Below are 13,250 nucleotides of genomic sequence, written 5' to 3' on the forward strand. Positions count from 1 at the left end.
CTCAAGGTGTATCTAATCGTTTAGTATTAACTGGTTCTGAAAAGGCTTTGTCCACGCCTTTCATCAAGGGAGATAACAGGTATTCCATAATGCTGTGTTTTCCGGTAATTACACTGGCGTCAACAGTCATACCTGGTTTTAACCACCGTAAATCATCTTCATTAACATCGAATGCAATAATTACTTTATAATAACGCTGAATTGTTCCTCCGGTATTTTCCTCATAGGAATCAGGGCTAATATTATCGATAGTCGCATTATACGATTTTATCTTTGGTTGGATAATTGACTGCACATCCAGTTTAACGGCTTCATCTACATATATTTGGTCACGGTATTTGGGTAATATTTTCACATCGGCCAGCATAGTCCTTACTTTTGGTTTTATTTCAAAAAGTAAGTCCGCCGCCTGAATCACACCACCATGAGTAGTGGCACTTTTATTGATTTTATAAATTACACCGTCAACCGGTGAATAGATATCCTCCTCATTTATCTGCTTCTCTATTACTTTTAATGTAGAGTTAACAACCTCAAGTTCCTGAAGATTTTTAGATATTATTTTAGATAAAGATAGTCGCAATTCATTATTAAGCGCCTCAATATCATTAACAACCAACTCAATATCATCTTTTTTTAAAGTGATGCTACTTTCAATATCATTAATTTCAGACTTAACTTTTATATACGCCTGTTTCTTGTTAAGAAAATTGGTATATGGGCTAATTCCTTTTTTTACCAGTGGGGAAAGAATATTTATTTCTTCGGCAAGCAATGCGAGTTCTTTTTCTTTCGAACTCAGCTTCTCTTGTAATCCGCTAATCTCAGAATCAAGAGAGGTTTTTTTTAACTCTTTAGCTCTTATCTGACTATGCACTAATTCAATATTCGCTTTTACCTCTTTATTGCTTAAAGAACGGGTGCCATCCAGGGTAATCAACCCACTCTCATTTTCTTTATCAAGAATGAAAGATATTTCGTTAACATCTTTATCCAGATACCCTTTTTGAGTTCTATACCTTTGATATTCTTTTTGCAGATCAAGGTTAACGACCTTTGCAAGGAGTTCTCCTTTTTTTACAGTATCACCCTCGGCTACATAAATATCTTGTATCGTCCCTCCTTTAGAAAGAGATATTAACTGAGCATTATCTTTAGTAGTGATAACGCCCTGACCATGAACCACTGAATTAATTTCTATAAAGTAGGTAAGGATAATAATTAAGATCGTCAAAGAAATAATTATCATCATGAGATGATCGCTTTGTCTTCTATTCATTTCATTACATTTAACTCACTTTCAGTATTTCCTTTTAAATAATCCATTAAATGAAAAATCAATGAGAGTTGCTGTAGCTTTAAAATATACAGGCTATATTTGCTGTCGATCATGCTTACATATGCCTGAAATGCTTCATTACGGCTTGAAATTAAATCAAGCAAACTTTTTTGCCCTAACTGAAACTCCTGCTCATATAATTCAGTAAGCTGTAACGCGTTTGTATGTGAACGTTCCGCCACTGAGTAAGTCTCTTTTGCAGCGGCGTATCTTGAAAGTTGTGAATCAATGTTATAACGCGTTTTAATCAAAAAATCGTCAATTTGCAGCTTAGCCTGCGAATAACTTGCCACCATTTTTCTTTCCTGGGCTGAATTTCTGAACCCATTAAAAATGTTGAAACTGACATTGATACCCGTTTTAAATTCATCTTCATAATCACTTTTTTTGGCACTACCGCTCGGGTTATTCTGTACATAGCTGGAAACAAGATCTACAGTCGGAAAATAGGATGATTTTGCGGCATTAATATCTTCGGTCGCGGCTTTTCGGGTATTGACAAGCATCTTATAGTCATCGTTGTATTTCATCACCATGTCCATAAGTTTTTCAGGGCTTTCGACAAAGATATATTTTTTGAAGAGGTTGAATTTTTCATCGCTTTGAATCTGAACTGGCGATAAATTCAGACCAGTCATATTCTGCATTTTATACATTTCATCATCCAACATCGACTGATACATAATGCTTCTGGTATTTAATGCATCGATAGATACTTGTACTTTACGCATATCAGATTGCATAGCTACACCGGAAGATACCAGCAACGAAAAAGTTTCCAGCATCTTTTTATAAAACTCTTTCTCCAGATTTACGCCATCAATCATTTCACGATATTTACTGATGTTGTAATAGGTTGTCACAACCTCCTGAGACACTATATTCTTTGTTTTTTCATAGTCAGTTTTACTATTATCTCTTTCATATTCAGATTTCCTGATATTAGCCCCCCTCACTCCAAAATCCGTTATTCGGTATGATAAAGACACCTTATTTTCAACGTTCCTCTCGGTACCTGATGACTCTTTCCTGTTATTATTAAGGCCAGATGTTAGATCCAGGGTAGGATAAAGTGCTGCCCGTGAAAGATCTAAGTCACTGTTTTTCTTTTCAGTCTCATAATATGAAACAGCAACAGAGGGCTGATGCGTTAATGCGGCATTAACTAAATCTCTTAGAGGAATGACCGGAAGCTCGCTGGCGTATGTGCTTTGTGTAATAAAAGCAGTCGTCAGAAAAAACATCTTAATCTTCATTTTTTTCCTCCTTGTTTAACAAACGTTGCTTTACTATTTCCTGATGCATAGATGTTATTTTTTCCATTAATGGCATATAGGTATCACGGTAGCTAACCATTTCAGCACTAATCTCTTTAGTATTGGCAATAATCTTTTTATCAGTAGCCGATAGATCGGATAGCGCTAAATGAACATTATTCATATCCTCATCCATTTCTTTTCTCAGCCCATCGAGAGTATGAGAAATATCGGCACTGCCAGCGGCAATATCGTTTATGGTCTTACCATGTGAAAGAGATTCCTGATAACATTTATCAACTGATGTCATTATTGAATCATTCTTTTTATCTATAATATTTTGTATTGTACTCATTGCCTCCAGTCGTGCATTATTATCAGCAAGCAGGGTATTACCTTCAGATAAACGAGAGGTAATTGTTATTACACCGTCAACTAATTTTTTGGTATTTTCGTTATTGCTTACCAGATAACCATCAATCAGCGTAGAAAGTTGTTCCAGTTTTGCTGAGTTATCCAATAGTCGGTTTTGCAAAGTGACAAAGCTATCTGATAGCATCACTCGTTTCTTTTCTTCATCCTGCGTCCGTAAGTTTTCAACTGTCAGGTAGTTATCAAAAAACGCTTTAAACAACTCTTTAAATTCTACAAGCGTCTCTGATTCAACCCGCAGGCTTCGTTGTTTATTATTGGATCTGTTGCTTATGATTTTTAATTTTTTGATTTCCGTAGAAACAAGGGAATAGGAGCTGCGAACAAAAACACTTTGTGAGGTCAGGAGTATGGCGCAAACAACACCATAGATAGAAGATACAAATGCGGTATTCATCCCTTTCAATGGTTCAGAAAGCGACGCTACCATTGTCACGATCATATTGAGTGTATTACTTGCATTATCACCGCCAACATCTGATGGCGAGCTCAATAAGTTCCCGATTGAACCAATCGTAATAGACAGACCCGCAAACGTCCCCAACAGGCCAACAAGCGTCGACACATTGCTACAGCTCATAATAAATGACAATCGTTGATTACGGGCGGTAGACACATTGTCATCTAATTCCATCAGCAAATTGAAATCACACTGTTTGGGTTCCCCGGCAAACAAAACCTGATTGAGGTTAGAAAGAATGCTATTTTTTCTACTGGCGTCCTGAGCTATTAATATGTCTTTTGCTGAAATATTTTTAAGAATAGTGAATAATGCACACAAAGAACCTGTAATATAAATGGCAATAATGACCCCATTGTAAATTGCAGAAACCATAAAGTTATCAAAAACATACTCTCTTATACCGGGAAAAGATAAAGCGAAAAAAGGGAGTATAGCAAGGAAAAAACAGACAAACAAATAGCGGTAATGATTTATATATTTCACTCTGACACCTTTTTATTAATAGTCGTGATAATAGCTTTACTCGTTGTACTTGATGCTGCGGAGTTAACACTCATGTCAATAACTACATCAGGATATATCTTCTTAATCTCTTTCATTAAAATAATTCCCCGTTCATATCCCAGTCGTAAAGAGTCAGAGAAAGAGATGTCTGCCTGAGGAATAACCATTTCTATCAATAAATTACTATTGATTTTGTCTTCTAACCAAGCCTCTATTTTATGAGTATCCTCTTCAGAAAAGCTTCTCAGCCTGCCATGATACGTAATAACAAGCTCATTTTTTGTAGATGTTATATCAATTTTCTGACCATCGGCGATATCGTATACTCCAACCTCCTTACCTGACATTGTAGTCATTCCGTCCGACACATCTTGAGTATTCACTTCTTTATTAACTATTTCATTATCATTTGAATTGTCATTGGCTCCGCTATTTTGAGCAGTAGATTTAGTCTTATTCTCTATATTTGCTTTATAAACTTTAATTGAGTTGTCATACATAATAATCATATTATTAAGTGCAAACACCAACATAAGAAATATAAAAATACACAATACCGTAGAGAATGTATCAACAAAACTAGGCCACGGATTACTTTCGTCTTCCATGTTGTCTCCTGATATTACATTGTGAATAAAATGTTTTTGTGGATTAGAAAGGATAAAGGATGCTCAACTTATTCAGAAAGTGAACGCTACCGCCCTTGGCTTCCTGCTACCAATACGCTTTATAGATTTCAGTTTTCCTACATCTCGTAATCAGAAAAATAAAAACAACGACGCCATTTTTATGCGCCCACAACAAAGATGAGTGCTTTAATTAAAAACACTCTTCATTTTTTTAATTAGGTAGACATCAATTATTGCACTAACTATATCTTCCCCAATAATAGGTATCGCATAAGCTCTCAACTCATAAATAAAAAATAGTCATCAGCAAATTAAAACCACCCACCGATAAATAGATTTGTTAGCTAATCATTGAAACTCTAAATCATTTTAAGGACATATTTCTTTTTAATACGCGTTATAACCATACGTATTTAATAAATTTGCCTCCAGAGGATAAAATTAATTTTCACAATTAAAACATAGGGTCATAGGGACTTCAATATAACTTAAATCATTAACAATATAATAAGTGGGGAGTAAAAAATCAGAATTGCGTAAAAACACACACAAATAAAACCATTTTTTATATAAAGCCAGCTATAAGTAACAACTTTATCTTCAGCAATTAAAAATAAAGCAAGATGCACATATCATATTTGAGCTCATCACAAGCTAAAGCAAACATTTAATTAACCATTGATAATACCGACCATTCTCTAACGTTATTTTATAATATCTTTTTGTTGTCAAAAAATGGCTATAAATTATATATTTTGCAGATGAGTTTTCTCTTTCATATTTAAGACAATCCGGGTTATTGCAGTACATTTATGAACTTCGGCTGGATAATGATGTGCCGAGGCGAGTCGGCCAGAGGCGATAAGCGACATTTTTCCGTAAGATATGCGCTTCTCTTTTTTGAAAGGGATACAAAGACAATAATACCAGGTAAGAAAATGCCTGGTTTACACCAGGCATTTCAGCAGACGAGAGCTATAGCGAAAATGCAAATAACGCTTTGACTTTTTTACCAAAAATCAGAACGGAATGTCGTCGTCAAAATCCATTGGCGGTTCGTTAGACGGCGCTGGCGCGGATTGCTGTGGACGCGACTGCGCGCCGCCGCTGAACTGGTTGCCGCCCTGCGGCTGCTGAGGTTGTTGTGGCTGACCCCAACCCCCCTGCTGCTGACCGCCTGCCGGCGCGCCGCCGCCCTGGCGACCACCCAGCATCTGCATCACGCCGCCGATCTGCGGAACGTTAATTTCAGTCGTATAGCGTTCCTGGCCACTCTGATCGGTCCACTTGCGGGTACGCAATTGACCTTCGATATACACCTGAGAACCTTTACGCAGATATTCGCCGGCCACTTCCGCCAGTTTGCCGAACATCACCACCCGGTGCCATTCAGTCTGCTCTTTCATTTCGCCGGTCTGCTTATCGCGCCAGGATTCAGAAGTAGCCAGCGTTAAGTTGGCGACAGCGCCGCCACTCGGCATATAGCGTACTTCCGGGTCCTGGCCCAGATTACCAACGAGAATCACCTTGTTTACGCCTCTGCTGGCCATAATTGAGTCTCCTGAATACGTTTCATAAATAGTGTAAACGCGTGAGTGTACCATTTCCACGTAGCATTTTAATAGCTGCGATGCAGGTTCCAGGTCACTCGCGCGAACCTCATATTGTTGCATACTTTAGCTGAAGATGCATTCCAATACTGTATATTCAAACAGGTTAAATTGTGTCATAATTAGCCGTTTCTGCCGTTTGTCCTTCAAACAAACCAGGCATCCGAGTCTCTACCGGGAAAGGTGAATGGATAAGATCGAAGTTCGGGGCGCCCGCACCCATAATCTCAAAAATATTAACCTCGTCATCCCCCGCGACAAACTGATTGTCGTGACCGGGCTTTCGGGTTCAGGCAAATCCTCACTGGCTTTCGACACTCTGTATGCCGAAGGGCAGCGTCGTTACGTTGAATCGCTCTCCGCTTACGCGCGGCAGTTTTTGTCGCTCATGGAAAAACCGGATGTCGACCATATTGAGGGGCTATCGCCCGCGATCTCAATTGAACAGAAATCGACATCGCACAACCCGCGCTCTACGGTGGGTACTATTACCGAGATCCACGACTACCTGCGCCTGCTGTTTGCCCGCGTGGGCGAGCCGCGTTGTCCGGATCATGACGTGCCGCTGGCGGCGCAAACCGTTAGCCAGATGGTCGATAACGTGCTGTCACAGCCGGAAGGCAAACGTCTGATGCTGCTCGCGCCGATTATTAAAGAGCGTAAAGGCGAACACACCAAAACGCTGGAAAATCTGGCAAGCCAGGGTTACATTCGCGCCCGTATTGACGGCGAAGTCTGCGATCTCTCCGATCCGCCGAAGCTGGAGCTACAAAAGAAACATACCATTGAGGTGGTGATCGATCGCTTCAAAGTTCGCAACGATCTTTCCCAACGCCTGGCGGAGTCGTTCGAAACGGCGCTGGAATTATCCGGCGGCACGGCGGTTGTTGCCGATATGGACGATGAGAAAGCGGAGGAGCTTCTGTTCTCCGCCAATTTTGCCTGTCCGATTTGCGGCTACAGTATGCGCGAACTGGAACCGCGTCTGTTCTCGTTCAACAACCCGGCAGGCGCCTGCCCGACCTGTGACGGGCTCGGCGTTCAGCAATATTTCGATCCGGACCGCGTGATCCAGAATCCCGACCTGTCGCTGGCAGGCGGCGCGATTCGTGGTTGGGATCGTCGCAATTTTTATTACTTTCAAATGCTCAAGTCGCTGGCGGAACACTATAAGTTCGACGTGGATGCGCCGTGGGCAAGCCTCAGCGCCAACGTACATAAAGTCGTGCTGTACGGTTCCGGCAAAGAGAACATTGAATTTAAATATATGAACGATCGCGGCGATACTTCCGTGCGCCGCCATCCGTTCGAAGGCGTGCTGCATAATATGGAGCGCCGTTATAAAGAGACGGAATCCAGCGCGGTGCGCGAAGAGCTGGCGAAGTTCATCAGTAATCGCCCCTGCGCCAGCTGTGAAGGAACGCGACTGAATCGCGAAGCGCGCCATGTATTTGTGGAAAATACGCCGCTGCCTGCTATTTCCGATATGAGCATTGGCCATGCGATGGATTTTTTCACTAATCTCAAGCTTTCCGGGCAACGAGCGAAAATCGCCGAAAAAGTGCTAAAAGAGATCGGCGATCGCCTCAAGTTTCTGGTGAACGTCGGCCTGAACTATCTCACGCTCTCCCGCTCGGCAGAGACGCTTTCCGGCGGCGAAGCCCAGCGTATTCGTCTGGCGAGCCAGATAGGCGCCGGGTTAGTCGGCGTGATGTATGTGCTGGATGAGCCGTCCATCGGTCTGCACCAGCGCGATAACGAACGGCTGCTGGGTACGCTGATTCATCTGCGCAATCTTGGCAATACCGTGATTGTGGTGGAACATGATGAAGACGCCATTCGCGCCGCCGACCATGTGATCGATATTGGCCCCGGCGCGGGCGTTCACGGCGGCGAGGTGGTGGCGGAAGGCCCGCTGGAAGCCATTATGGCGGTACCGGAATCGCTGACCGGCCAGTACATGAGCGGTAAACGCAAAATTGAAGTGCCGAAACAACGCGTGCCGGCAAATCCAGAAAAAGTGCTCAAACTCACCGGCGCGCGCGGCAACAACCTGAAAGATGTGACCCTTACGCTACCGGTAGGGCTGTTTACCTGTATCACCGGCGTCTCGGGTTCCGGTAAATCGACGCTGATTAACGACACGCTGTTCCCCATCGCCCAGCGTCAGTTAAACGGGGCGACTATCGCCGAACCGGCGCCGTATCGGGATATTCAGGGGCTGGAACATTTCGATAAAGTGATCGATATCGACCAGAGCCCAATCGGGCGCACCCCGCGTTCCAACCCGGCGACCTATACGGGCGTCTTTACCCCGGTTCGCGAGCTTTTTGCTGGCGTGCCGGAGTCTCGCTCGCGCGGCTACACGCCAGGGCGATTCAGCTTCAACGTGCGCGGCGGTCGCTGCGAAGCGTGCCAGGGCGATGGCGTCATTAAAGTCGAAATGCACTTTCTGCCGGATATTTACGTGCCGTGCGACCAGTGCAAAGGCAAGCGCTATAACCGGGAAACGCTGGAGATTAAGTACAAAGGCAAGACCATCCACGAAGTGCTGGATATGACCATTGAAGAAGCGCGTGAGTTCTTTGATGCGGTTCCGGCGCTGGCGCGTAAGCTGCAGACGCTGATGGACGTGGGGCTGACCTATATCCGTCTTGGTCAGTCGGCGACGACGCTTTCCGGCGGCGAGGCCCAGCGCGTGAAGCTGGCGCGCGAACTGTCGAAGCGCGGCACCGGGCAGACGCTGTATATTCTCGACGAGCCGACCACCGGCCTGCACTTTGCCGATATTCAGCAGTTGCTTGACGTTCTGCATCAGTTGCGCGATCAGGGCAACACCATCGTGGTGATCGAACACAACCTGGACGTCATTAAAACGGCGGACTGGATTGTCGACCTCGGCCCGGAAGGCGGCAGCGGCGGCGGCGAAATTCTCGTCTCCGGTACGCCGGAAACCGTGGCGGAGTGCGAGGCGTCGCATACCGCCCGCTTCCTTAAACCTATGCTCAAATAACCTTCACGCCGCTTTCCGATTCGCCGGGAAGCGGCATCATTTTTCCTCATCCCACCTCATTGTATCCGTGTTGAGCATTTGTGATTTGCGTGCCGCCTCGCTCTGACATGTGATAGCGCAAACGGTCTGTTATGGAAAACACCATGAAGTTGCCCTACGCAATCACACTACTGCTGTGCCTGTTTTTAGCCGCCTGTACGCTGCCTGACCGCTTTAGCGCCGTGGCTTTTCAACAACTGACGCTATTACAAACGCGCTCAACCCGCTTCCTGCAGGACGCGGCGCGAATACCGTGGCAAAAAGAGACACTGCTCAAGGATGACCGCGATATCCGCCAGACATTTTTTCAGGCTGAGCGGGTCGCCCGTCAAGGTGGGGATAAACACCGACTCGATAATCTGGCGCTGCTGAAAAATCACTATTTGCGTCTTTATGCGCGGGTTATGCAACGTAAGCAACCACTTACTCACATCCAGGCAGAGAGATACCAACAGCAAAATAATCAGGTCTGGAAATTAGCTATACAGGGTGAGTGTCTGCATTGGGGCGCCCACTGCACTCAAGGAGATGAAAATGGCGTCTATTAACGAAATACATTACCTGATGACCACCGCCCGGGCCGAACACCCTGTAGCGTCCTCGGCGATTGCCGAGTTTATCCAGACGTATAAGCAGGCAAGAGAAGACAGCGACGACGCTATCCGCGAGTCCGCCGCGTTTATCGCCCGCGCGCTTCAGGAACATGCTCGCGGCTGGCTGGACGACGACGATATGATTATTCTGCTGGAAGGACAGCGGGACCTCGCCAGGCTACGCGCCAATAATGCGCAAATCGCCCTCGGCAGCCGTATCCGGTCTACGGTCATCCGCCTCATTGATATCGCCCTGGCGTTGTTGGTCGGCGCGCTATAATCAGGACTGCGGCAACTGCTTGCGTTTATCTTCCGACAGCGCATTTACCGCCTGTTGATAAGAGGCATCGACCAGATAATAGAGTTGTGAATCCGGCAGCGAGCCGTCCAGATAGACCGTGCTCCAGTGCGCTTTATTAAGGTGCCGACTCGGTCGTACATCGCTGTGCTGCTGACGTAACAACTCTGCCAGTTCCGGGCTGGTTTTGAGAGAGGCTGCCGGGCGTCCTTCAACTTCTTTTACCATCGCGAAAAGTACATCTTCCACTTTAATTTGCGTCGCTTTCCAGTCGCTGTGGACGCTCTGCTCTGCGCCAGGTTTTGCCATGCAGTATTGCAGTAATTCCGAAATGGTCATTATCATTCCCCTTGTAGTGTCGCGATGATTTTACGTGGACCGCCGTGAATACGGTGCTCTCCCAACCAGATACCTTGCCATGTTCCTAACTGTAAACGCCCCTGGCGTACAGGCAGCAGCAACGAGACGCCCAATACTGACGACTTAATATGCGAAGGCATGTCATCCGCGCCTTCGTAGTCATGTTCATACGCCGCATTATCGGGAACGGTTTTCAGGAAATGGCGCTCCATATCAGCGCGCACGGTGGGATCGCAGTTTTCGTTTAGCGTCAGCGAGGCCGAGGTATGTAGCAACAACAGATGCAGCAAACCCGTTTCGACAGGCGGTAAGCCAGACAATTTATCGATAATTTCATCTGTTATCAGATGAAACCCGCGCGGCTTCTCGCTCAGTGTAATGGTGCGCTGATACCACATAGGCTGCTCCTTCCTAAAAACAAACGTCTCCTGAATAGTGTGCAGCAAGTCTGGAAAAGGTAAAAGCCAGCGGGGCAAGTTTGTGCAAAAATCATGCAAAAAAGGAGAGCCTGACGCTCTCCTGATTTTTAGTACTCCGAGTTGACAATGACTTCCTCGCCAAACGCTCCTGCCTGCGGCAGCGGTTTGTAGGTGGAGTTAGCCGCGCGCAGGATGCGAATACCGCGGATACCACAATCACGAGCCGCGGTAATATCGTTATCCGAATCGCCGTAGAAGATACGCATGTTCTTCTCCTGCAGCCACTGTACTTTCGTATTTTGTTCCGGTTTATCGCCGGCGAAAATCACCGGATTCATATTCGCCGCCGGAATATGGAAGTTATCCGCCAGCGTTTTCGACACGGTTTCCGTTTTCGTCTGACTACGACCAGTGACAAAGTAAATACTGTCGCCACGGCGAACATGCATATCAATGAGCTGTCGGGCCACTTCTTTTGGAATACTGAACTCATCCCAGCCGTTGTTCATTTTTTCCCAAAAGGCCGGATTTTTCAGATAATCGTCGCTGTCCGGGGAATAGGTTTTCTTTCCGCGCCAGAATCCGGGGCTGGAAAATAACACGGTGTCGTCAATATCAAAGCCGACCGCCATCGGCGGGCGTCCGGTGAGGCTGTTTTCAATCTGGGCGACAGAGACCCAATGGACAGGCGCTTGTTCCGCGAGTTTTGCAACATTAGTGCCCGGATTGAGTGTCGAAGGGGAAGATACTAACGCATTCGCGGAATGGTTTAGCGTAAACAACAAACAGACGGCACTCAGCGCCAGGGTTATTTTTTTCATGGTTTTCCCTTAAAATTCAAAATATTATAATTATTAAGATGAGTCTTTGCTCAAAAAACTATCTGACCATAACGCCAGTAACGGTCAAAAGGAAGGATTATCTGCGGTTTTGTTACGAAAAAAGAGGATGATCACAACAGCTATTGTCAGGCCGGAGGGCACTGTTATCGCCGTCCGGCCTGAATATTACATGACAGCGGCAAATGCCTTCGCCACGCGGTGTACATTTGAAGCATTAAGCCCGGCGACACACATGCGGCCACTGGCAATCAGGTAAACGCCAAACTCATCGCGCAACCGCTCGACCTGCTCCGCGCTTAACCCGGTATAGCTGAACATACCGCGCTGCTGTAACAAGTAATCAAAGTTGCGGTCAGGCATCTCCGCCTTCAGCTCCTTCACCAGCGTCTGGCGCATCGATATAATGCGGTTACGCATCGCGTCGACTTCCGCCAGCCAGCCCGCTTTTAACGCCTCATCGCCCAGGACCGTAGCGACCACCTGAGCGCCGAAACACGGCGGACTGGAGTAAATTCGGCGCACCGTCGCTTTTAGCTGTCCCAGAACCCGCGCGGCGATTTCAGCATCTTCACACACCACGGACAGGCCGCCGACGCGCTCGCCGTACAGCGAGAAAATCTTCGAAAAAGAATTACTGACTAACGCAGGTAACCCGGCGCTGGCAATGGCGCGAATAGCGTAAGCATCCTCGTCCATGCCTGCGCCAAACCCCTGATAGGCAATATCAAGGAACGGAATCAGATCGCGCGCTTTCACTATTTCAATCACCGCATCCCATTGCGAAGGCGTTAAATCCGCCCCGGTCGGGTTGTGACAACAGGGGTGCAGCAGCACGATACTGCGCGCAGGTAACGTATTCAGCGTGGCCAGCAGATCGTTAAAACGGATGCCGTTAGTCGCGTCGTCATACCAGGGGTAAGTACTCACTTCGAATCCTGCCCCGGCAAATATCGCAATATGGTTTTCCCAGGTGGGGTCGCTCACCCATACGCCTGCGTCGGGGAAATAACGCTTCAGGAAATCCGCGCCTACTTTCAGCGCGCCGGAGCCGCCTAATGTCTGGATAGTGGCCACGCGCTGTTGCTGAAGAACCGGGTGATCGGCGCCAAAGAGCAAAGGCGCGATAGTATGGCGATAAGTATTGAGTCCTTCCATCGGCAGGTACAGCGAAGCGCCATGCGGCTGCGCGTTAAGCCGGGCTTCGGCTTCGGCCACCGTTTTGAGCTGTGGGATAATCCCGTCTTCGTTGTAATACAGGCCAATGCTCAGATTTACTTTGTCGTGACGGGAGTCGTCTTTAAAACGCTCCATCAGTGAAAGAATCGGATCGCCGGCATAGGCGTCAACTTTTTGAAACACGCGATGGTTCTCCAGGTTTACAGAGGGCAGGAAATAACACAATAAACCGGAAGGACGAGAAGATCGAGAGGATGTTGTGGTGGATGCGCATATT

Annotated in this window: 12 protein-coding genes; 3 read left to right on the plus strand and 9 right to left on the minus strand. The window is 46.2% G+C overall.

What is annotated here, in order from left to right; translation table 11 throughout:
* Position 1: 1 nt before the first annotated feature.
* From siiD to ssb1, 5 genes are all read right to left on the minus strand, one after another.
* Complete coding sequence (siiD, locus tag J1G48_RS20640) at positions 2–1,279, minus strand: SPI-4 type I secretion system protein SiiD (protein ID WP_001081935.1); 1,278 nt, start codon at positions 1,277–1,279, stop codon at positions 2–4.
* Complete coding sequence (gene siiC, locus J1G48_RS20645; RefSeq protein WP_001541306.1) at positions 1,276–2,595, minus strand: SPI-4 type I secretion system protein SiiC; 1,320 nt, start codon at positions 2,593–2,595, stop codon at positions 1,276–1,278. Before siiC ends, siiD begins: the two co-directional genes overlap by 4 nt.
* On the minus strand, positions 2,585–3,973 hold the full coding sequence (locus J1G48_RS20650; RefSeq protein WP_000875190.1) for a MotA/TolQ/ExbB proton channel family protein: 1,389 nt from the start codon (positions 3,971–3,973) through the stop codon (positions 2,585–2,587). The genes siiC and J1G48_RS20650 overlap by 11 nt, the downstream gene beginning before the upstream one ends.
* Positions 3,970–4,602, minus strand: a complete 633-nt coding sequence (gene siiA / locus J1G48_RS20655; protein ID WP_000389238.1) for an SPI-4 type I secretion system auxiliary protein SiiA — start codon at positions 4,600–4,602, stop codon at positions 3,970–3,972. Before siiA ends, J1G48_RS20650 begins: the two co-directional genes overlap by 4 nt.
* 1,040 nt (positions 4,603–5,642) lie before the next feature.
* A complete protein-coding gene (gene ssb1 / locus J1G48_RS20660; RefSeq protein ID WP_000168322.1) occupies positions 5,643–6,173 on the minus strand; it encodes a single-stranded DNA-binding protein SSB1 in 531 nt (176 codons plus the stop codon).
* Positions 6,174–6,420: 247 nt separating this feature from the next.
* On the opposite strand from ssb1, the gene uvrA reads away from it, so the two are divergent.
* The 3 genes from uvrA to J1G48_RS20675 all read left to right on the plus strand — a co-directional run bounded on the left by uvrA (position 6,421) and on the right by J1G48_RS20675 (position 10,158).
* The gene (uvrA, locus tag J1G48_RS20665) at positions 6,421–9,246 is read left to right on the plus strand and encodes an excinuclease ABC subunit UvrA (RefSeq protein ID WP_000357725.1); all 2,826 of its coding nucleotides are present in this window, start codon (positions 6,421–6,423) and stop codon (positions 9,244–9,246) included.
* A gap of 131 nt (positions 9,247–9,377) precedes the next feature.
* Positions 9,378–9,833: a hypothetical protein gene (locus tag J1G48_RS20670; RefSeq protein ID WP_000432197.1), complete on the plus strand. Its 456-nt coding sequence runs from the start codon at positions 9,378–9,380 to the stop codon at positions 9,831–9,833.
* Positions 9,820–10,158 carry a membrane protein gene (locus J1G48_RS20675; protein WP_000146599.1) on the plus strand — a complete coding sequence of 113 codons (339 nt, stop codon included), beginning with the start codon at positions 9,820–9,822 and terminating at the stop codon, positions 10,156–10,158. Before J1G48_RS20670 ends, J1G48_RS20675 begins: the two co-directional genes overlap by 14 nt.
* Here J1G48_RS20675 and J1G48_RS20680 read toward each other — a convergent pair whose 3' ends face one another.
* The 4 genes from J1G48_RS20680 to tyrB all read right to left on the minus strand — a co-directional run bounded on the left by J1G48_RS20680 (position 10,159) and on the right by tyrB (position 13,156).
* Positions 10,159–10,515 (minus strand): MmcQ/YjbR family DNA-binding protein, encoded by a 357-nt coding sequence (locus J1G48_RS20680; protein ID WP_000155666.1) that lies wholly within the window; start codon positions 10,513–10,515, stop codon positions 10,159–10,161. It abuts the gene before it with no gap.
* 2 nt (positions 10,516–10,517) lie between these two features.
* Entirely contained in the window at positions 10,518–10,934 is a 417-nt protein-coding gene (locus J1G48_RS20685; RefSeq protein ID WP_000270392.1) for a secondary thiamine-phosphate synthase enzyme YjbQ, read from the minus strand.
* 128 nt (positions 10,935–11,062) lie between these two features.
* The gene (aphA, locus tag J1G48_RS20690) at positions 11,063–11,776 is read right to left on the minus strand and encodes an acid phosphatase AphA (protein WP_000724435.1); all 714 of its coding nucleotides are present in this window, start codon (positions 11,774–11,776) and stop codon (positions 11,063–11,065) included.
* 186 nt (positions 11,777–11,962) lie between these two features.
* Positions 11,963–13,156 carry an aromatic amino acid transaminase gene (tyrB, locus tag J1G48_RS20695; protein WP_000486908.1) on the minus strand — a complete coding sequence of 398 codons (1,194 nt, stop codon included), beginning with the start codon at positions 13,154–13,156 and terminating at the stop codon, positions 11,963–11,965.
* Between the last annotated feature and the right edge of the window lie 94 nt (positions 13,157–13,250).

The sequence above is a fragment of the Salmonella sp. SAL-020 genome (assembly GCF_017372215.1).
Taxonomy (GTDB): Bacteria; Pseudomonadota; Gammaproteobacteria; order Enterobacterales; family Enterobacteriaceae; genus Salmonella; species Salmonella enterica.

Bases quoted from the DNA above. Each gene is read 5' to 3' on its own strand.
- siiD (WP_001081935.1), bottom strand. From the start codon at position 1,279: ATGAATAGAAGACAAAGCGATCATCTCATGATGATAATTATTTCTTTG.
- siiC (WP_001541306.1), bottom strand. From the start codon at position 2,595: ATGAAGATTAAGATGTTTTTTCTGACGACTGCTTTTATTACACAAAGC.
- siiA (WP_000389238.1), bottom strand. From the start codon at position 4,602: ATGGAAGACGAAAGTAATCCGTGGCCTAGTTTTGTTGATACATTCTCT.
- ssb1 (WP_000168322.1), bottom strand. From the start codon at position 6,173: ATGGCCAGCAGAGGCGTAAACAAGGTGATTCTCGTTGGTAATCTGGGC.
- uvrA (WP_000357725.1), top strand. From the start codon at position 6,421: ATGGATAAGATCGAAGTTCGGGGCGCCCGCACCCATAATCTCAAAAAT.
- J1G48_RS20670 (WP_000432197.1), top strand. From the start codon at position 9,378: ATGGAAAACACCATGAAGTTGCCCTACGCAATCACACTACTGCTGTGC.
- J1G48_RS20675 (WP_000146599.1), top strand. From the start codon at position 9,820: ATGGCGTCTATTAACGAAATACATTACCTGATGACCACCGCCCGGGCC.
- J1G48_RS20680 (WP_000155666.1), bottom strand. From the start codon at position 10,515: ATGACCATTTCGGAATTACTGCAATACTGCATGGCAAAACCTGGCGCA.
- J1G48_RS20685 (WP_000270392.1), bottom strand. From the start codon at position 10,934: ATGTGGTATCAGCGCACCATTACACTGAGCGAGAAGCCGCGCGGGTTT.
- aphA (WP_000724435.1), bottom strand. From the start codon at position 11,776: ATGAAAAAAATAACCCTGGCGCTGAGTGCCGTCTGTTTGTTGTTTACG.